Annotated in this window: 16 protein-coding genes; 8 read left to right on the forward strand and 8 right to left on the reverse strand. The window is 67.6% G+C overall.

The window, feature by feature from the left end; all coding sequences use genetic code 11:
- Positions 1-54: 54 nt before the first annotated feature.
- From OG446_RS18480 to dnaA, 8 genes are all read right to left on the reverse strand, one after another.
- Positions 55-654: a DUF3566 domain-containing protein gene (locus OG446_RS18480; RefSeq protein WP_328895095.1), complete on the reverse strand. Its 600-nt coding sequence runs from the start codon at positions 652-654 to the stop codon at positions 55-57.
- Positions 655-747: 93 nt separating this feature from the next.
- Positions 748-3,417 (reverse strand): DNA gyrase subunit A, encoded by a 2,670-nt coding sequence (gene gyrA, locus OG446_RS18485; RefSeq protein ID WP_328895096.1) that lies wholly within the window; start codon positions 3,415-3,417, stop codon positions 748-750.
- Positions 3,418-3,463: 46 nt separating this feature from the next.
- A complete protein-coding gene (gene gyrB, locus OG446_RS18490) occupies positions 3,464-5,569 on the reverse strand; it encodes a DNA topoisomerase (ATP-hydrolyzing) subunit B (protein ID WP_328895097.1) in 2,106 nt (701 codons plus the stop codon).
- 403 nt (positions 5,570-5,972) lie between these two features.
- A complete protein-coding gene (locus OG446_RS18495; RefSeq protein WP_328895098.1) occupies positions 5,973-6,542 on the reverse strand; it encodes a DUF721 domain-containing protein in 570 nt (189 codons plus the stop codon).
- A complete protein-coding gene (recF, locus tag OG446_RS18500; protein ID WP_328895099.1) occupies positions 6,539-7,669 on the reverse strand; it encodes a DNA replication/repair protein RecF in 1,131 nt (376 codons plus the stop codon). Before recF ends, OG446_RS18495 begins: the two co-directional genes overlap by 4 nt.
- Before the next feature lie 66 nt (positions 7,670-7,735).
- Positions 7,736-8,614 carry a phosphogluconate dehydrogenase (NAD(+)-dependent, decarboxylating) gene (gene gnd, locus OG446_RS18505; RefSeq protein WP_123460434.1) on the reverse strand — a complete coding sequence of 293 codons (879 nt, stop codon included), beginning with the start codon at positions 8,612-8,614 and terminating at the stop codon, positions 7,736-7,738.
- Between the two features lie 147 nt (positions 8,615-8,761).
- Positions 8,762-9,892: a DNA polymerase III subunit beta gene (gene dnaN / locus OG446_RS18510; protein WP_148022051.1), complete on the reverse strand. Its 1,131-nt coding sequence runs from the start codon at positions 9,890-9,892 to the stop codon at positions 8,762-8,764.
- Positions 9,893-10,843: 951 nt separating this feature from the next.
- Positions 10,844-12,649, reverse strand: a complete 1,806-nt coding sequence (gene dnaA, locus OG446_RS18515) for a chromosomal replication initiator protein DnaA (RefSeq protein ID WP_328895100.1) — start codon at positions 12,647-12,649, stop codon at positions 10,844-10,846.
- A 380-nt stretch (positions 12,650-13,029) separates the two neighbouring features.
- On the opposite strand from dnaA, the gene rpmH reads away from it, so the two are divergent.
- From rpmH to OG446_RS18555, 8 genes are all read left to right on the forward strand, one after another.
- Positions 13,030-13,167, forward strand: coding sequence for a 50S ribosomal protein L34 (gene rpmH, locus OG446_RS18520; protein ID WP_010985740.1), 138 nt, complete (start codon positions 13,030-13,032; stop codon positions 13,165-13,167).
- A gap of 21 nt (positions 13,168-13,188) precedes the next feature.
- Positions 13,189-13,560 carry a ribonuclease P protein component gene (rnpA, locus tag OG446_RS18525; RefSeq protein WP_148019659.1) on the forward strand — a complete coding sequence of 124 codons (372 nt, stop codon included), beginning with the start codon at positions 13,189-13,191 and terminating at the stop codon, positions 13,558-13,560.
- The gene (yidD, locus tag OG446_RS18530; protein ID WP_219569142.1) at positions 13,557-13,916 is read left to right on the forward strand and encodes a membrane protein insertion efficiency factor YidD; all 360 of its coding nucleotides are present in this window, start codon (positions 13,557-13,559) and stop codon (positions 13,914-13,916) included. Before rnpA ends, yidD begins: the two co-directional genes overlap by 4 nt.
- A 3-nt stretch (positions 13,917-13,919) precedes the next feature.
- Positions 13,920-15,188, forward strand: coding sequence for a membrane protein insertase YidC (yidC, locus tag OG446_RS18535; RefSeq protein WP_328895101.1), 1,269 nt, complete (start codon positions 13,920-13,922; stop codon positions 15,186-15,188).
- A 14-nt stretch (positions 15,189-15,202) separates the two neighbouring features.
- Positions 15,203-15,712 carry a Jag family protein gene (locus OG446_RS18540; RefSeq protein WP_148019656.1) on the forward strand — a complete coding sequence of 170 codons (510 nt, stop codon included), beginning with the start codon at positions 15,203-15,205 and terminating at the stop codon, positions 15,710-15,712.
- 108 nt (positions 15,713-15,820) lie between these two features.
- On the forward strand, positions 15,821-16,537 hold the full coding sequence (rsmG, locus tag OG446_RS18545; protein ID WP_219569136.1) for a 16S rRNA (guanine(527)-N(7))-methyltransferase RsmG: 717 nt from the start codon (positions 15,821-15,823) through the stop codon (positions 16,535-16,537).
- A 255-nt stretch (positions 16,538-16,792) separates the two neighbouring features.
- Complete coding sequence (locus tag OG446_RS18550) at positions 16,793-17,869, forward strand: ParA family protein (protein WP_328898337.1); 1,077 nt, start codon at positions 16,793-16,795, stop codon at positions 17,867-17,869.
- Positions 17,866-18,969 carry a ParB/RepB/Spo0J family partition protein gene (locus OG446_RS18555; RefSeq protein ID WP_328895102.1) on the forward strand — a complete coding sequence of 368 codons (1,104 nt, stop codon included), beginning with the start codon at positions 17,866-17,868 and terminating at the stop codon, positions 18,967-18,969. Before OG446_RS18550 ends, OG446_RS18555 begins: the two co-directional genes overlap by 4 nt.
- Positions 18,970-19,123 lie beyond the last annotated feature (154 nt).

Consider the following 19,123-nt stretch of genomic DNA (forward strand, 5'->3'; position numbering starts at 1 on the left):
CGTGAAGAAGATTAGCGCACGTCGGGGCCAGTCCCAAAATCGATACCCGTACCGCTACTCGTCCTCGGCCAGCGTGAGCTCGACTCCGCCCACGAAGCCTGCCGACAGGTTGTAGATGAAGGAGCCCAGCGTCGCCAGCGCGGTCGCCAGCACCACGTCGATCACCGCGATGACCGAGGTGAAGATCAGCACGCGCGGCAGCGAAAGGAACGACTGCAGGTCGAAGCCGTTGCCCTCGTTGGAACCGGTCGCCTCGCTGATGGTGCCGCCGACGGTCTCGAAGACGCCCATGGCGTCCATGACCATCCACAGCACCGCGGACGCGACCACCGTGCAGATGCCGAGTGCGATGGACAGCAGGAAGCTGACCTTCATCACCGACCACGGATCCGCCTTGGCCACCCTCAGGCGCGCCTTGCGGGTACGCGGAGTCGTCCGCGCACCCGTCCGGGGTCTGCGGGCCGCCTGGGCCGTTCCCGCGCCCTGCTGCCCGCCGTAGGACCGGCCGCCGCCCTGGGTCCCGCCCGGAGGCGAGGGGTAGGCCTGCGGCGGGTGGTACGGGCCCGCCTGGCCCGGTGCGGGTTCCCGCTCACCGGGCAACGGCCCGGTCGCGTAACCCTCGTACTGGGGCTGAGGGCCCCGGGTATCCGTCACAGTGCCCCCTTGGGAGTCCGTGGCAGAGCCACGGGCACCGTTCCCGCCGGCTCCTGAAGCGGCCGAACCTGCGCCCGTGGCTCCACTCACGCTCTACTCCTCGTGCTCCCCGGTCGAGGACGTGTTGCCCTCGACAGTGCCGTCGTCCGTGCTCTCGGCAGCCGCGTCGGCCATGGTGGCCTCAGCTGACACTGCGTCGGTCGTCCCGCCTTCGGCATCAGCGTCGACGGATCCGTCGACCTCTTCGGCCTCGCGACCTGCCTCGGCGTTGCGAGCGATACCGACAACGGCGTCTCGCTTGCCCAGATTGATCAGTTGGACGCCCATGGTGTCACGGCCCGTCTCCCTGACTTCATTGACTCGCGTACGAATCACACCGCCGCCGAGCGTGATGGCGAGGATCTCGTCCGTCTCCTCGACCACCAGCGCACCGACCAGCGAGCCCCGGTCCTCCACGATCTTGGCAGCCTTGATACCCAGGCCGCCGCGACCCTGGACGCGGTACTCGTCGACAGGGGTCCGCTTCGCGTACCCGCCGTCAGTGGCAGTGAACACGAAAGTACCGGGCCTGACGACATTCATCGAGAGCAGTTCGTCTCCCTCGCGGAAACTCATGCCCTTGACACCCGAAGTGGCGCGGCCCATCGGGCGCAGCGCATCGTCCGTAGCGGTGAACCTGATCGACTGGGCCTTCCTGCTGATGAGCAGCAGATCGTCCTCGGACGACACCAGCTCGGCGCCGATCAGCTCGTCGTCCGATCCGTCGGCCGTCTCGCGCAGGTTGATGGCGATGACGCCGCCGGAACGCGGCGAATCGTAGTCCTTCAGCGCGGTCTTCTTCACCAGACCGCCCTTCGTGGCCAGGATCAGATACGGCGCCGCGTCGTAGTCGCGGATCGCCAGGATCTGCGCGATCTGCTCGTCCGGCTGGAAGGCCAGCAGGTTGGCCACGTGCTGGCCGCGGGCGTCGCGGCCGGCGTCCGGGAGCTCGTAGGCCTTCGCCCGGTAGACGCGGCCCTTGTTGGTGAAGAACAGCAGCCAGTGGTGCGTCGTCGACACGAAGAAGTGGTCGACGATGTCGTCTTCCTTGAGCTTCGTGCCGCGCACACCCTTGCCGCCGCGCTTCTGCGAGCGGTAGTCGTCCGTCTTCGTGCGCTTCACATAGCCGCTGCGGGAGATCGTGACGACGATGTCCTCCTCGGCGATCAGGTCCTCGATGGACATGTCACCGTCGAAGGGCACCAGCTTGGAGCGCCGGTCGTCGCCGAACTTCTCGACGATCGCCGCCAGCTCCTCGCTGACGATCTGCCGCTGCCGCTCCGGCGAGGCGAGGATCGCGTTGTACTCGTTGATCTTCGCCTGGAGCTCGTCGTGCTCGGCGGTGATCTTCTGGTGCTCCAGCGCGGCCAGCCGGCGCAGCTGCATCTCCAGGATCGCGTTCGCCTGGATCTCGTCGATCTCCAGCAGGCCCATCAGGCCCTCACGCGCGATCTCCACGGTGTTGCTGCGCCGGATGAGGGCGATGACCTCGTCGATGGCGTCCAGGGCCTTGAGCAGGCCACGCAGGATGTGCGCGCGCTCCTCGGCCTTGCGCAGCCGGAACTTCGTACGCCGGACGATGACCTCGATCTGGTGCGTCACCCAGTGTCGGATGAACGCGTCGATCGACAGGGTGCGCGGCACCCCGTCCACCAGCGCCAGCATGTTGGCGCCGAAGTTGGTCTGCAGATCGGTGTGCTTGTACAGGTTGTTCAGTACGACCTTGGCGACCGCGTCCCGCTTCAGCACGACGACCAGGCGCTGGCCCGTACGCGACGAGGTCTCGTCACGGACGTCCGCGATGCCGCCGACCTTGCCGTCCTTCACCAGGTCGGCGATCTTCTGCGCGAGGTTGTCGGGGTTGGTCTGGTACGGAAGCTCCGTCACGACCAGGCACTGGCGGTTCTGGATCTCCTCGACCGCCACGACCGCGCGCATCGTGATCGAGCCACGGCCCGTGCGGTAGGCCTCCTCGATGCCCTTGCGGCCCACGACGAGCGCGCCCGTCGGGAAGTCCGGGCCCTTGATCCGCTCCAGGAGAGCGTCCAGCAGCTCCTCCTGCGAGGCCTCCGGGTGCTCCAGGTACCACTGGGCACCGGACGCGACCTCGCGCAGGTTGTGCGGAGGGATGTTGGTCGCCATGCCGACCGCGATGCCCGCCGAACCGTTGATCAGCAGGTTCGGGAAGCGCGCCGGCAGAACCACCGGCTCCTGGTTGCGGCCGTCGTAGTTGTCCTTGAAGTCGACGGTCTCCTCGTCGATGTCACGGACCATCTCCATGGACAGCGGCATCATCTTGCACTCGGTGTACCGCATGGCGGCGGCCGGGTCGTTGCCCGGGGAACCGAAGTTGCCGTTGGAGTCCACCAACGGCATGCGCATCGACCAGTGCTGCGCCAGACGCACCAGGGCGTCGTAGATGGAGGAGTCGCCGTGCGGGTGGTACGTACCCATGACGTCACCGACGACGCGGGCGCACTTGTAGAAGCCCTTCTCGGGCCGGTAGCCGCCGTCGTACATCGCGTACAGCACCCGGCGGTGGACGGGCTTGAGGCCGTCCCGCACGTCGGGCAGGGCCCGCGACACGATGACGGACATCGCGTAGTCGAGGTAGGAGCGCTGCATCTCCGTCTCGAGCCCGACGGGCTCGACACGCATGCCCACGCCCTCGACGGGCGGGACCTCTTCGGGCGTCACGGGGGCGGGGGTGTTCTCGTCGGCCATTGCTGGTCAAAGTCCTTTCGCGCTGCGGCTTGCTTGTACGGCCGACTCAGATGTCGAGGAAGCGGACGTCCTTGGCGTTGCGCTGGATGAACGAGCGCCGTGCCTCGACGTCCTCACCCATCAGCACCGAGAACAGGTCGTCGGCCTGCGCCGCGTCGTCGAGCGTGACCTGGCCGAGCACACGGTGGTCGACGTCCATCGTGGTGACACGCAGCTCCTCGGCGTTCATCTCGCCGAGGCCCTTGAAGCGCTGGATCGAGTCTTCCTTGATCCGCTTGCCGTTCTCCTTGCCGAGCACCACGAGGGCGTCGCGCTCGCGGTCCGAGTACGCGTACTCGAAGTCGTCCCGGCCCCACTTGATCTTGTAGAGCGGCGGGCGCGACAGGTAGACGTGCCCGGCCTCGACCAGCGGCCGCATGAAGCGGAAGAGGAACGTCAGCAGCAGGGTGTTGATGTGCTGACCGTCGACGTCGGCGTCCGCCATCAGAATGATCTTGTGATAGCGGAGCTTCTCGATGTCGAAGTCCTCGTGGACCCCGGTACCGAAGGCCGAGATCAGCGCCTGGACCTCGGTGTTCTGCAGGATCTTGTCGATCCGGGCCTTCTCGACGTTCAGGATCTTGCCCCGGATCGGCAGGATGGCCTGGTACATCGGGTTACGGCCGGACTTCGCCGAACCGCCGGCGGAGTCACCCTCGACGATGAAGATCTCGCACTTCGTCGGGTCGTTGGACTGGCAGTCACTCAGCTTGCCCGGCAGCGAGGCGCTCTCCAGGAGCCCCTTGCGACGGGTCAGGTCACGCGCCTTGCGGGCCGCCACACGGGCGGTCGAGGCGGCGATGCCCTTGCGGATGATGTCGGCGGCCTCGTTGGGGTTCCGGTCGAACCAGTCCGTCAGCTGCTCGTGGACGACCTTCTGCACGAAGGTCTTGGCCTCCGTGTTGCCCAGCTTGGTCTTCGTCTGCCCCTCGAACTGCGGCTCGCCCAGCTTCACCGAGATGATCGCCGTCAGACCCTCGCGGACGTCCTCACCGGTGAGGTTGTCGTCCTTCTCGCGCAGCAGCTTCTTGTCGCGCGCGTACCGGTTGACCAGCGAGGTCAGCGCCGCACGGAAGCCCTCCTCGTGCGTACCGCCCTCGTGCGTGTGGATCGCGTTGGCGAAGGAGTAGACGCCCTCGCTGTACTGCGTGTTCCACTGCATGGCGATCTCGGCCGAGAGGAGACGCTCCTTGTCCTCGGCCTCGATGTCGATCACCGACTGGTGAATGACATCGCCCTTGCGGGAGTTGAGGTACTTGACGAAGTCGACGATGCCGTTCTCGTAGTGGTACGTGACCGTGCGGGTCGTCTCCTCCTCGGGGACGTCGACCGCCTCGGCGCTGTCCGCACCGGCCGTCGCCTTCGCCGACTCACGCTCGTCGGTGAGCTTGAGGGTCAGGCCCTTGTTGAGGAAGGCCATCTCCTGGAAACGCCGGGAGAGGGTCTCGAAGGAGTACTCGGTCGTCTCGAAGATGTCGCCGTCTGCCCAGAAGGTGACCGACGTGCCCGTCTCGTCGGTGGCCTCGTTACGGGCCAGCGGGGCCGTCGGGACGCCGAGCTTGTAGTCCTGGGTCCAGCGGTAGCCGTCCGTCCTGACCTCGACGGCGACCCGGGTGGACAGCGCGTTGACGACGGAGACACCGACGCCGTGCAGACCGCCGGAGACGGCGTAACCGCCGCCTCCGAACTTTCCGCCCGCGTGCAGCACGGTGAGGACGACCTCGACGGCCGGCTTGCCCTCGGACGGCACGATGCCGACCGGGATGCCACGGCCGTTGTCGATCACGCGCACCCCGCCGTCGGCGAGGATCGTGACGTCAATGCTGTCCGCGTGCCCGGCCATCGCCTCGTCGACCGAGTTGTCGACGACCTCCTGCACGAGGTGGTGGAGACCGCGCTCACCGGTCGAGCCGATGTACATGCCAGGTCGCTTGCGGACCGCGTCCAGACCCTCGAGCACGGTGATCGCGTTGGCGTCGTACGAGGGTTTCACCTCACCCGACGCCTTCGCCTCGGCCGGGGCGGGAGCAGCGCTGCTCTCACCGGGGGTGGACGGAATGTTCTCGTTGGGGTTGCCGGAATCGGCCACGAAGCGCCCTTTCTGGCACAGCACAGGCCGTTCTCCGGGCAGGCGGGAGCGGCTGCGTCGTTCGGCTTGTATCGACGAATCCCGCAAGGACGCGGGATTGTCCATCAGTCTACCGGTAGCGCCGACCCGAATGGGGGTTTGCCGGTACCTGAGTCCGCATGTGCCGCCCTGAATGAGCGCCTGACGACTCCCCATATTCGGGAAGGGGCCTCAAGAGGCTCACACGGGCATTGAGCGCTTCGGCCTGTCAGCCTCCCGCTACGGTGAGGGACGCCCGCTTACCGCCGTACGGTTTCAACCACCACACACCCGCACAACACGGGTACCGCGGTCATCGGCGGCAACAGGGGCACAGCAGGTACCGGGCCCCTCGCGCACAGCGCAGGGGCCCTCGTGGAACAGGGGAAAAAGACCAGGTCAGAGCTGGTCATCCATAGGTGTCGCCCGGGCCCGTGCTGCCCGGCACGCGCAGCGGACCGTATCGCCGCGCGGGCCCTCCCGGCCCCAGGACCTTGATCATCCGTACGGTGCCGTGTCCCAGATCCGCGTTCAGCCGGGCCACCAGCTGCGGTGCCAGCAGCCTCAGCTGCGTCGCCCACGCCGTGGAGTCGCACTGCACCGTCAGAACCCGCTCGTCGGGGTCCTCGTCGTATCGCAACGGCACACAGTGATTCGCCAGGTCGTCACCCACGATCTGCGGCCAGCGGCCCATCACACCGCCCACCGCGGCCGGTGTCTCCCAGCCGCGCTCGGTGATCAGACGGTTGATCGCGGCTCCCAGCGGCAGTGGGTCCCGGCCGTCGGCGCGCGCACCGGAACGCAGCCCGCCGCCCCGCCGGGCCTGCTTCTTCTGCTGGGCGGCCGCCCCGCGCGCCTTCGCCTGCTCCTTCGCCGCGCGCAGGGCCACCCGCGCCAGGTCCACTCCCGAGGGCTCCGGCTGCCTCGCCGGGCCCTCGGCCGGTCCGGCCGGGTCCTTGCCGTCTCCGTCGCCGCTCACAGCCGCTCCACCTCACCGGCGGACACTGCGTACCGCGTCCCCGCGAGCACTCCGGGGACGTCGTCGTCCACCGCGGCCGTCACCAGCACCTGCTCGCCGGGGGCCACCAGCTCGGCCAGCCGCTCCCGGCGCCGCGCGTCCAGTTCGGCGAAGACGTCGTCCAGCACCAGCACCGGCTCATTGCCCTCGGAGCGGAGCAGATCGTACGAGGCCAGCCGCAGGGCCAGCGCGTACGACCAGGACTCACCATGGCTGGCGTACCCCTTGGCCGGCATTCCGCGCAGGCCCAGGACCAGGTCGTCGCGGTGCGGGCCGACCAGCGTCACGCCGCGCTCGATCTCCTGCTTGCGCACGTCGGCGAGGGCCGCGATCAGCTGCCCGTACAGCTCCTCGCGCGTGCGCGCGGGCTCCACCTCCGCGCCCACCGAGCTCCGGTACTCCAGCGTCACCGGACCGCCGCCCGGCGCCACGTCCGCGTACGCCTTGTCGGCGAGGGGCTGCAGCGTCGCGATCAGATCCAGCCGTTGCGCCAGCAGCTCGGCGCCCACGTGGCCCAGATGCTGGTCCCACACGTCGAGCGTCGACAGGTCCATCGACCGTCCGCCGTGGCGGCGCGCCATCGCCGCGGACTTCAGCAGTGTGTTGCGCTGTTTCAGCACCCGCTCGTAGTCGGAACGCACCCCGGCCATGCGCGGTGACCGCGCGGTGACCAGCTCGTCGAGGAACCGCCGGCGCTCGCCGGGGTCGCCCTTGACCAGCGCGAGATCCTCCGGCGCGAACAGCACCGTGCGCACTATCCCCAGCACATCACGGGGTCTGACCTGCGACGACCTATTGATCCGGGCACGATTGGCCTTGCCCGGGTTCAGCTCCAGTTCGACCAGCTGGTACCGCTCGCCCTGGGTGACGGCCGCCCTGATGACGGCCCGGTCGGCCCCCATCCGCACCAGCGGCGCGTCGGAGGAGACGCGGTGGCTGCCGAGCGTCGCGAGATAGCCGACGGCCTCGACGAGATTGGTCTTGCCCTGCCCGTTGGCGCCCACGAACGCGGTGACGCCCGGGTCGAGAGGAACCTCGACCCGGGCGTACGAGCGGAAGTCGGCCAGCGACAGATGCGTGACATGCATGGTGTACGCCGACCTTTCCGGCTTTCCGCTCCGTGCTCCGTTGCGGCTGCTGCTTGTTCTCGGCCGCTACTTCTTGTTCTCGACCGCGTGGCCGCCGAACTGGTTGCGCAGCGCGGCGATCATCTTCATCTGCGGGGAGTCGTCCTGCCGCGAGGCGAAGCGCGCGAAGAGCGAGGCGGTGATCGCGGGCAGCGGAACGGCGTTGTCGATGGCGGCCTCCACCGTCCAGCGGCCCTCGCCGGAGTCGGCGGCGAAGCCACGGAGCTGGTCCAGGTGCTCGTCGTCGTCCAGCGCGTTGACCGCCAGGTCGAGCAGCCAGGAACGGATGACCGTGCCCTCCTGCCAGGAACGGAAGACCTCGCGCACGTCCGTGACGGAGTCGACCTTCTCCAGGAGCTCCCAGCCCTCGGCGTAGGCCTGCATCATGGCGTACTCGATGCCGTTGTGAACCATCTTCGCGAAGTGGCCGGCGCCGACCTTGCCCGCGTGGACGGAACCGAAGTCACCCTCGGGCTTCAGGGCGTCGAAGACCGGCTGGACCTTCGCGACGTGCTCGGCGTCGCCGCCGTACATCAGCGCGTAGCCGTTCTCCAGGCCCCAGACGCCGCCGGAGACTCCGCAGTCGACGAAACCGATGCCCTTGATGCCCAGCTCGACCGCGTGCTTCTCGTCGTCGGTCCAGCGGGAGTTCCCGCCGTCCACGACGATGTCGCCGGGCGAGAGGAGCTCGGCCAGCTCGTCGATCGTCGACTGGGTCGCGGCACCGGCCGGGACCATGACCCACACGACGCGGGGGCCCTTCAGCTTGCCCACGAGCTCTTCGAGGCTGTGGACATCGGCGACGTCCGGGTTGCGGTCGTAACCGATGACGGTGTGGCCAGCGCGGCGGATGCGCTCGCGCATGTTGCCGCCCATCTTGCCGAGGCCGACGAGACCGAGCTCCATCAGAGATTCCTTAAGCGTTGTGCCGATTCGTACCCAGGACCGAGCCTACGCCCGGCGGGGGACAGGACGCCGGGCATGCTCGGCGCTGAACATGCCCGTCGGGTCCTGCCGCGATTCAGTGAACGAACGGCAGGACCGGTGACCGGATCAGCCGGAGAGGCGCACCGGCATGATCAGGTACTTGTACGCATCGTCCGCCTCGGCGTCCACGGCAGGCCGGCCGCTGAGCAGCGCGGGCTTGGTGGACGTCGTGAAGGAGAGCTGGGCGACCGGCGAGTCGATGGCGCTCAGGCCGTCGAGCAGGAAGGTCGGGTTGAAGGCGATCGAGATGTCGTCGCCCTCCAGGACGGAGTCGACGCGCTCCACAGCCTGTGCATCGTCACTGGAACCCGCTTCGAGGATCAGGACGCCCTGCTCGAAGCTGAGCCGCACCGGGGTGTTGCGCTCGGCCACCAGGGCCACGCGCTTGACGGCCTCGACGAACGGCGCCGTCTCGATGACCGCGACCGAGTTGAACTCGGTGGGGAAGAGCGTGCGGTACTTCGGCAGGTCGCCTTCGAGCAGTCGGGTGGTCGTCCGCCGGCCCGCGCCCTCGAAGCCGATGAGGCCTTCGCCTGCGCCGGAGCCCGACAGGGCGAGCGTCACGGTGTCACCGCTGGTCAGAGCCTTGGCGGTGTCCAGCAGCGTCTTGGCAGGCACCAGAGCGACGGCGGAGGCGTCGGCGTTCTCCGGCTTCCAGAGGAACTCGCGGACCGCGAAGCGGTAGCGGTCGGTGGAGGCGAGGGTGACGGTGTCTCCCTCGATCTCGATGCGCACACCGGTCAGCACGGGCAGCGTGTCGTCGCGGCCCGCGGCGATGGCGACCTGGGCGGCGGCGGAGGCGAAGACCTCGCCGGGCACGGTGCCGGTGGCGGTCGGCATCTGCGGGAGTGCGGGGTATTCCTCCACAGGAAGGGTGTGGAGTGTGAACCGCGAGGATCCGCAGGCGACCGTCGCCCGTACACCGTCTGTGGAAATCTCCACCGGCCGGTTGGGCAGGGCGCGGCAGATGTCGGCGAGCAGCCGGCCGGAGACGAGCACCGTGCCGTCCTCCTCGATCTCGGCATCCACCGAGACCCGGGCCGAGACCTCGTAGTCGAAGCTCGAGAAGCTGAGGGCGCCGTCCTCAGCCTTCAGCAGAAGGCCCGCAAGAACGGGCGCCGGCGGACGGGCCGGGAGGCTACGGGCCACCCAGGCCACAGCCTCCGCGAGTACATCGCGCTCCACCCGGATCTTCACCGGAACCGCCTCCTGCTGTTGCTCGCTCGCCCTGCTGGCCTTCGTCGTCTGGTCGGGTCGCTCCACCGATGCCGGGGGGAGGACGCCGGGGACCAGTCTGACGTACGGCACCGACACTCGGTGCTGCTCGGGGTCAAGTCGCGACAAGAGGTTCGGAGAGCTCCGGCGCCGAGTTGTGCACAGGCCCCACTTCGAAGCGGATTCCGGGCTAACTATAGGTGGCAGTAGTAGTAGGGCCTGTGGATACGGTGGATAACGTCGTTTTCCCAGGTCAGGCCCTGTTTTTTGTCCACCGACCCTGTGGGTGGGACCGGTGGACAACCCGGTGTTTCTGTGGACACCCGAAAGTTGTGCACACCCGATACACAGGGCAGGGGGGTTTCTCCCCAGGGCTGTCCCCAGCTTTACCCACGTTCCCCACAGCCCAACCGACCCTCTCGGTGTGACGCCTTTCACTCGGGGCGGTGAAAGCGGGTGTTGCGTTGCCGAACAGTGGACAGCGGTGTGGAGAAGCCCGTCCTTCCTGGGGAAAACAGCCGCCGCCCTGTGGGCCGACGGTGGACAACGTCGAAGGTGCCCTGTGGACGAAAAACTTGTCCACAGGCTGTGGATCATTGTTGACCACAAATCCCCAGGCCCCTGAGCTGGCCTGATGGAGTATCGGCTGCCTCGCCTGTGGAAGCAGTATGGACAACTTTTGGATCCCCAGGCTGTGGAGGGAAAATTCTCCCCAGATCTGTGGAGAACACCCGTGTCCTGGCAGGTATTCGAACAGCGCGGCCGGGCGGAAGCGCCCGGCATCGGCGTGACGACGGTCTGCCAGCGCCTCTCCATCGCCTCCGACAGGGTTGGCGGGCACTCCACGGGGAACGGAGAAGGGCGCTGTGCGGACTCCTGACGAGTCCGCACAGCGCCCTTCGGTCGCGTGCGTGGCCGGCTGCGGGAGAGCCGTCAGCCGTTCTTGATGCGGTTGGTGAGCTCGGTGACCTGGTTGTAGATGGAGCGCCGCTCCGCCATCAGCGCGCGGATCTTGCGGTCGGCGTGCATCACCGTCGTATGGTCCCGGCCGCCGAACTGGGCACCGATCTTGGGCAGTGACAGGTCCGTCAGCTCGCGGCACAGATACATGGCGATCTGGCGCGCCGTCACCAGCACACGGCTGCGGGAGGATCCGCAGAGATCCTCCACCGTCAGACCGAAGTAGTCCGCGGTCGCCGCCATGATGGCCGTCGCCGTGATCTCCGGAGCCGAGTCCTCGCCGCCGGGGATCAGGTCCTTCAGCACGATCTCGGTCAGACCGAGGTCCACCGGCTGACGGTTGAGGCTGGCGAAGGCCGTCACCCGGATGAGAGCGCCCTCCAGCTCACGGATGTTGCGGGAGATACGGGAGGCGATGAACTCCAGGACCTCCGGAGGGGCGTTGAGCTGCTCCTGCACCGCCTTCTTGCGCAGGATCGCGATGCGCGTCTCCAGCTCCGGAGGCTGCACATCGGTGGTCAGACCCCACTCAAAACGATTCCGCAGCCGGTCCTCCAAGGTCACCAACTGCTTGGGCGGGCGGTCCGAGGACAGCACGATCTGCTTGTTGGCGTTGTGGAGCGTATTGAACGTGTGGAAGAACTCCTCCTGCGTCGACTCCTTGCTCGCCAGGAACTGGATGTCGTCGACCAGCAGGATGTCCACATCGCGGTACCGCTTGCGGAAGGTGTCGCCCTTGCCGTCACGGATCGAGTTGATGAACTCGTTGGTGAACTCCTCCGAGCTCACGTACCGCACGCGGGTGCCGGGGTACAGGCTGCGGGCGTAGTGCCCGATGGCATGCAGCAGGTGGGTCTTGCCGAGCCCGGACTCCCCGTAGATGAAGAGCGGGTTGTACGCCTTCGCGGGCGCTTCGGCCACCGCGACGGCCGCGGCGTGCGCGAACCGGTTCGAGGCCCCGATGACGAAGGTGTCGAAGAGGTACTTCGGGTTCAGCCGGGCGTGCGGCTCACCGGGGCCGGGCGCCGGTGCGGGCTGTGCGCCCATGGGGCCGGTGCCGCCGCCGGGCCGTCCGGTGCCGCCGCCCTGCCGGTGCTGGGGCTCCTGCATGTCGTGGCGCTCGGGCCGCTGGGACTCGTATCCCTGGCGCTCGGGCGGTTGCGGACGGTAGTCGTGCTGTGGCTGCTGCTGCTGGGGGCGGCCGCTTCCGTACGGCTCGCGCCACTGCTCGGGGGACGGATCGCGGTCCTGGAACCCGCCGAGCCGGGGCTGCTGCCAGGAGAGGTCCTCCTGGGTGCGCGGCCACGCACCGGGCTCGGGCCGCTGCTGCTGGTAGTCGGGGTAGGCGGGCCGGGCCGTCGGCATGCCGTCGTCCGAGGGCCGGTGGCCGTATCCGTCATAGCCGTCGTTGTGCTGACGCTCGTCGTGCGGGGGTCCCTGGTAGCGGTGCTGCTGCGGCTGCTGGGACTGGTGCATGGGGGGCGCCGGCGGATTCGGCGGTTCGCCCGCGGAGTCGTCGACCGTGATCGCGATCCGGATCGGCCGCCCGCACTCGCGGCTCAGGGTCTCGCTGATGAGCGGGGCGAGCCGGCCCTCCAGGACGCGCTTGCCCCATTCGTTGGGGACGGCGAGCAGCGCGGTGTCGGCGACCAGGGCGAGCGGCTGGCAGCGCTCGATCCACTGCTTGTCCTTGGGCTCGATGCCCTGCTGGCCCTCCCCGAGGAGTTGCTCCAGCACGCGTGGCCACACTGCGGCAAGATCGGCAGGTACGTCAGCCACAAGGCACGCTCTCTCGCTGGTCCCACGAATGTGTGGTTCTCGGGACGTATGGGTCGGGATGGGTGAGGACCGGCAGGCGGGAAGAAAAAGAACCGGAGTTCAGCCACGGTAGGCGGGCCGACCCATGCGGTTCAAGTCGTTGTCCACAGGCTGTGCACAATGGGGGGCCCGACAGGGTCGGTTTGACCGGATGGCGTAGCCGCGCGTACCGTGACCAGGTCGAGTTGTCGATGGCTGCTGCCGCCTGCCTCCGATGGGCAAAGATCACGATCTGTGATTGTGAAGCGGTGCAACTAGGGCGTTTACGCGAGTCTCTCGTGGGCGCACGGTGACAGCCAGGCGATGTCCCGCCAACAAACGATCATTACTGGAGCCCCCGAGTGAGCAAGCGCACCTTCCAGCCGAACAACCGTCGTCGCGCGAAGACCCACGGTTTCCGTCTGCGTATGCGGACCCGTGCCGGCCGCGCGATCCTCGCGTCCCGCCGTGGCAAGGGCCGCGCCAGCCTGTCCGCCTGATCGCGTACAGGTCGTCATGACGTGCTGCCTACCGAGAATCGGCTGAGGCGGCGCGAGGACTTCGCGACCGCAGTACGACGAGGACGCAGGGCAGGCCGCCCGCTACTCGTCGTTCATCTACGCAGCGGTGCAACGGACCCGCACGTGACTGGGGAGACTGCTCCCCCGCCGCGTGCGGGTTTCGTTGTCAGCAAAGCAGTGGGTGGTGCGGTCGTCCGCACAGCGGTGAAGCGAAGGCTTCGCCATCTGGTCCGCGAGCGGCTGGCCCTGCTGCCCCCCGGTAGCCTGGTTGTCGTACGCGCGTTGCCCGGTTCGGGTGACGCCGACCATGAACAGCTGGCCCGAGACCTGGATGCCGCTCTCCAGCGGCTGCTGGGAGGGGGCGCGCGATGAAGTACCCGCTGCTGGCTCTCATCAAGCTGTACCAGTGGACGATCAGCCCACTACTCGGGCCTGTCTGCCGTTACTACCCGTCGTGTTCCCACTATGGATATACGGCGATCGACCGGCACGGAGCGATCAAGGGCACGGCGCTGACAGCCTGGCGCATCCTGCGATGCAATCCGTGGTCACCCGGCGGCGTGGATCACGTTCCACCACGCAAACGTCCGCGTTGGCACGAACTGCTGCGTAGTGCCGTACGCGGCAGCAAGGGCGGGGACTCCGCCGCTGATGTGCCTTCCGGGAAGTCGGCCACCGACCTCCCGGGCCCGGCCGCAGAGACTTCGCCCAATGCTCAAGGAGCCTGATTAGTGGACACGATTGCCAGTCTGTTCAGCTTCATCACGTGGCCCGTTTCCTGGGTCATCGTCCAGTTCCACAAGTTGTACGGGGCGATCTTCGGCCCTGACACGGGATGGGCCTGGGGTCTTTCCATCGTGTCCCTCGTGGTGCTGATCCGTATCTGTCTGATCCCGCTGTTCGTCAAGCAGATCAAGTCGACGCGGAACATGCAGGTGCTCCAGCCGAAGATGAAGGCGATCCAGGAGCGCTACAAGAGCGACAAGCAGCGTCAGTCCGAAGAGATGATGAAGCTGTACAAGGAGACGGGTACCAACCCGCTGTCCTCGTGCCTTCCCATCCTGGCGCAGTCGCCGTTCTTCTTCGCCCTGTACCACGTGCTCTCGGCCATCGCGTCGAACAAGAAGATCGGTGTCATCGACCAGTCGCTGCTCGACAGTGCTCGTCAGGCACACATCTTCGGTGCTCCGCTGGCCGCCAAGTTCATGGACAGCGCCGAGAAGGTCGAGGCACTCGGCGCCTCGCTGACCGACGTCCGGATCGTCACCGCCGTCATGATCGTGATGATGTCGGCCTCGCAGTTCTTCACGCAGCGCCAGCTGATGACGAAGAACGTCGACCTCACGGTCAAGACGCCGTACATGCAGCAGCAGAAGATGCTCATGTACATCTTCCCGCTGATCTTCGCCGTCATGGGCATCAACTTCCCCGTCGGCGTCCTCGTCTACTGGCTCACCACGAACGTCTGGACCATGGGTCAGCAGATGTACGTGATCAACCAGAACCCGACCCCGGGCAGCAAGGCGCAGGAGCAGTACCTCGGGCGTCTCCTGAAGAGCGTCACCTCGCACGGTGAGGTGAAGGGCCGCACCCGGCGCAACACGGTCAAGCGCATTGTGGCCAAGGGCACGGACCGCAATGACATCGAGCGGAAGTTCGTGACCGGCCTGGCCAAGCTCGGTCTCGCCCCCCAGGAGGACGGCACGGTGGCCAAGAGCGACACCGCCGTCGCCGAGGCCGAGGGCGGTGTCGCACAGCGGCGCCAGCAGCCCAAGCGTCAGACGAAGGCGAAGCGCCAGACCGCCGCGGGCCACCCGGGCGGCGCCAAGGACGTCGAGACCGACGAGTCCGATTCCGAGTCGAAGACCTCCCTGCAGAAGAGCGCACCGCAGGACGCCAAGCCCAAGCCGGCGGGCAAGTCCGCGTCCGGCTCCTCACGCCAAGCCAAGTCCGGACAGCGCAAGGGCCCGCAGCGGCCCAAGCACCCGTCCAAGAAGTAAGAAGGAGTCCATCCGTGACGGAAGGCACCACCTCCACGGCCGCTGAGGGCAGCGACACCTTGACCCGCCTTGAGCAGGAAGGGGAGATCGCAGCGGACTACCTTGAAGGCCTGCTCGACATCGCTGACCTCGACGGCGACATCGACATGGACGTCGAGGCAGACCGGGCCGCGGTCTCGATCATCAGTGAATCGGCGCGTGAACTGCAGAAGCTCGTGGGCCGCGACGGTGAGGTGCTGGAGGCACTCCAGGAGCTGACGCGGCTGGCCGTGCACCGGGAGACCGGTGACCGTAGCCGTCTGATGCTCGACATCGCCGGATTCCGCGCCCAGAAGCGCACGGAGCTCGCCGAGCTGGGTGCCAAGGCCGCGGACGAGGTCAAGAGCACCGGTGAGCCGGTGAAGCTCGACCCGATGACGCCGTTCGAGCGCAAGGTCGTGCACGACGCGGTCGCGGCCGCAGGTCTGCGCAGCGAATCGGAGGGCGAGGAGCCGCAGCGCTTCGTCGTCGTCCTTCCGGCCTGACCGGAGCCTCTCGTGTCGGCCCCGTCTGTTCGCAGACGGGGCCGATCTTTGTCAGCCTGATAGTCAGCCACCCATGGTGCGGTAGTGCGGTATGGAAGGACGGTTCCCGTGACGGAGGAAGTAGCGCTTCCCCAGGCGCCCGACGAGGCCCGGGAGGTGTTCGGTGAGTGCTTTCCCGAGGCCGTCCGGTACGCGGAACTGCTGGCGGATGCGGGGGTCAAGCGTGGGCTGATCGGTCCGCGCGAGGTCCCGCGCCTGTGGGAGAGGCACCTGCTGAACTGTGCGGTGCTCTCCGAGGTCGTCCCTGACGGCGTCACGGTCTGCGATGTGGGGTCCGGGGCGGGCCTTCCGGGGATTCCCCTGGCGCTGGTGCGCCCGGACCTGAAGATCACTCTGCTGGAGCCGTTGCTGCGGCGTACGAACTTCCTCCAGGAGGTCGTCGAGCTGCTGGGGCTCGATCATGTGACGGTCGTCCGTGGCCGGGCCGAGGAGGTTCTGGGCACGCTTCAGCCGGTGCATGTGGTGACGGCCCGGGCGGTAGCACCGCTGGATCGCCTGGCGGGCTGGGGAGTGCCTCTGCTGCGCCCGTACGGGGAGATGCTGGCGCTCAAGGGCGATACCGCCGAGGAGGAGATCAACGGCGCGCGAGCGGCCCTCAGCAAGCTCGGCGTCGTGGAGACCGAGGTGCTCCATGTAGGTGAAGGTGTCGTCGACCCGATGTCCACTGTCGTGCGTGTGGTGGTGGGCGAGAGTCCTGGCGGTGTGAGGTTCGCCGCAAAGCGTGCCAAGGCCGCTCGGGTCAGCCGGACCCGTCGTCGTCGCTGAGAGCAGCTGTGCGTACCCGCTGTCGTCGCTGAGAGCAGCTGTGCGTACCCCGCGCGGAGTGTCGTGCCCCTGTAGCTACGCTGCAGGGGCATCGTGTTTCACGTGAAACGTCGCTCTCTGCTGCATGGAATCATCGGCCGCGGTCGTGCGGCCGCCACCCCTCGCCATCGCAGGCCCGTTAGGGCTACGGAGTTGTCCACAGAAGTGGATTCATCCACAGAAGAGCGGGCCTCGCTGGTTCGCGACCCCGAAACCATGGCAGGCTCTGCTCATTGCGAGCCTGAAGTCGAGGAGAGTGAATCCTTGCGGTCCGACGCCAACATCGCGGGACCGATGACCGATCCGGTCCCCGGTCCCCGAACCGAATCGGCGGGGGACGGTGTTTCACGTGAAACACCGCCGCCGATGGATGACACACCCATCGGCCGTGCGGCCCAGTTGGCGGTGGAGGCCCTCGGCCGTGCCGGCGAGGGGCTGCCGCGGCCTGACCAGACACGGGTCATGGTGGTGGCCAACCAGAAGGGCGGGGTAGGCAAGACCACCTCGACGGTCAACCTTGCCGCCTCGCTTGCGCTTCACGGTGCACGCGTTCTGGTGGTCGACCTCGACCCGCAGGGGAACGCCTCCACGGCTCTGGGGATCGACCACCATGCCGAAGTCCCCTCCATCTATGACGTCCTGGTGGAGAGCAAACCGCTCTCCGACGTGGTCCAGCCGGTCCCGGACGTCGAAGGTCTCTTCTGTGCCCCGGCGACCATCGATCTTGCCGGTGCGGAGATCGAGCTGGTGTCGCTGGTGGCGCGGGAGAGCCGGCTGCAGCGAGCGATCCAGGCGTACGAGCAGCCGCTCGACTACATCCTGATCGACTGCCCGCCCTCGCTCGGCCTGCTGACGGTCAATGCCCTGGTGGCCGGTGCGGAGGTGCTGATCCCGATTCAGTGCGAGTACTACGCGCTGGAAGGGCTGGGACAGCTGTTGCGCAACGTCGACCTGGTACGAGGGCATCTCAACCCCGATCTCCATGTGTCGACGATCCTGCTCACCATGTACGACGGCCGGACCAGGCTCGCGTCACAGGTCGCGGAGGAGGTGCGCAGTCACTTCGGCAAGGAGGTGTTGCGGACCAGCATTCCCCGGTCGGTACGGATCTCGGAAGCGCCGAGCTACGGGCAGACCGTGCTCACGTACGACCCCGGTTCGAGCGGGTCCCTGTCCTACCTCGAAGCAGCCCGTGAGATCGCGTTGCGTGGGGTCGGGGTCCAGTACGAGGCCCAGCACGCCCGGACGGGCAGCCGGAACAGCCAGCAGAATACTTCGGAGGGGATCCAGTGAGTGAGCGTCGCAGAGGTTTGGGGCGAGGGCTGGGTGCCCTGATCCCCGCCGCTCCGCAGGAGAAGCAGGTGCCGCCCGCCGGGATGGGTACGTCCTCGCCGGGGGCGATGCCGGTGCTGACGTCCGAGCGGGGTGTGGCCGTCGCGAAGGTGACCACCCTTGGCTCGGGTGGCCCTGTGGTGCCGGAGCCGAGCTCACCGGTCTCGGTGTCCGACGGTACCGCCGGACCGGCAGAGGTGGCCGGGGCGTACTTTGCCGAGCTTGCCATCGACTCGATCACGCCGAACCCTCGTCAGCCGCGTGAGGTGTTCGACGAGGACGCGCTCGCCGAGCTGGTCACTTCCATCAAGGAGGTGGGTCTTCTCCAGCCCGTCGTCGTACGGAAGGCGGAATCCGGGCGCTTTGAGCTCATCATGGGTGAGCGGCGCTGGAGGGCCTGCCGTGAGGCCGGTCTGAAGCAGATCCCTGCGATCGTCCGGGCCACCGACGACGAGAAGCTCCTTCTGGACGCGCTTCTGGAGAACCTTCACCGGGCTCAGCTGAACCCCTTGGAGGAGGCGGCCGCGTACGACCAGCTGCTCAAGGACTTCAAGTGCACCCATGACCAGTTGGCCGACCGGATCGGGCGTTCCCGGCCGCAGGTGTCCAACACCCTGCGTCTGCTGCGGCTGTCGCCGCCGGTGCAGCGCCGGGTCGCGGCCGGGGTGCTGTCGGCAGGACACGCGCGGGCGCTGCTGTCGGTGGACGACTCCGATGAGCAGGACAAGCTGGCGCATCGCATCGTGGCCGAAGGGCTCTCCGTGCGCGCGGTCGAGGAGATCGTGACGCTCATGAGCTCCAGGCCCACGAGTGCGGCACGATCGAAGGGTCCCCGGGCCGGCGGTCGGCTGTCGCCGGCGCTGACCGATCTGGCGTCCCGGCTGTCCGACCGGTTCGAGACCAGGGTGAAGGTCGACCTCGGGCAGAAGAAGGGGAAGATCGTCGTCGAGTTCGCCTCGATGGAGGATCTGGACCGCATCCTCGGCAGCCTCGCGCCCGGCGAGGGGCGTGTCCTGGACCGCGCCACCGCGGAGGAGACGGCCGAGGACGACGAGGGCTGAGTTCTGCGTGGTGAGTGGCGGGCCGTGCTCCGGCGGATGACGGAGCACGGCCCGCTTTTCGCTGTCTGCGGGTGACGGTCTGCCCTTTGCTCTTTCACGGTGTCGGCTTGATCCCTCGGTGGATACGATGCGTTCTGGTAGGGCGCATCCATTT

The organism is Streptomyces sp. NBC_00236, from assembly GCF_036195045.1.
GTDB lineage: Bacteria > Actinomycetota > Actinomycetes > Streptomycetales > Streptomycetaceae > Streptomyces.

Bases quoted from the DNA above. Each gene is read 5' to 3' on its own strand.
- recF (WP_328895099.1), bottom strand. From the start codon at position 7,669: ATGCATGTCACGCATCTGTCGCTGGCCGACTTCCGCTCGTACGCCCGG.
- OG446_RS18550 (WP_328898337.1), top strand. From the start codon at position 16,793: ATGGCAGGCTCTGCTCATTGCGAGCCTGAAGTCGAGGAGAGTGAATCC.
- gnd (WP_123460434.1), bottom strand. From the start codon at position 8,614: ATGGAGCTCGGTCTCGTCGGCCTCGGCAAGATGGGCGGCAACATGCGC.
- yidD (WP_219569142.1), top strand. From the start codon at position 13,557: ATGAAGTACCCGCTGCTGGCTCTCATCAAGCTGTACCAGTGGACGATC.
- gyrA (WP_328895096.1), bottom strand. From the start codon at position 3,417: ATGGCCGACGAGAACACCCCCGCCCCCGTGACGCCCGAAGAGGTCCCG.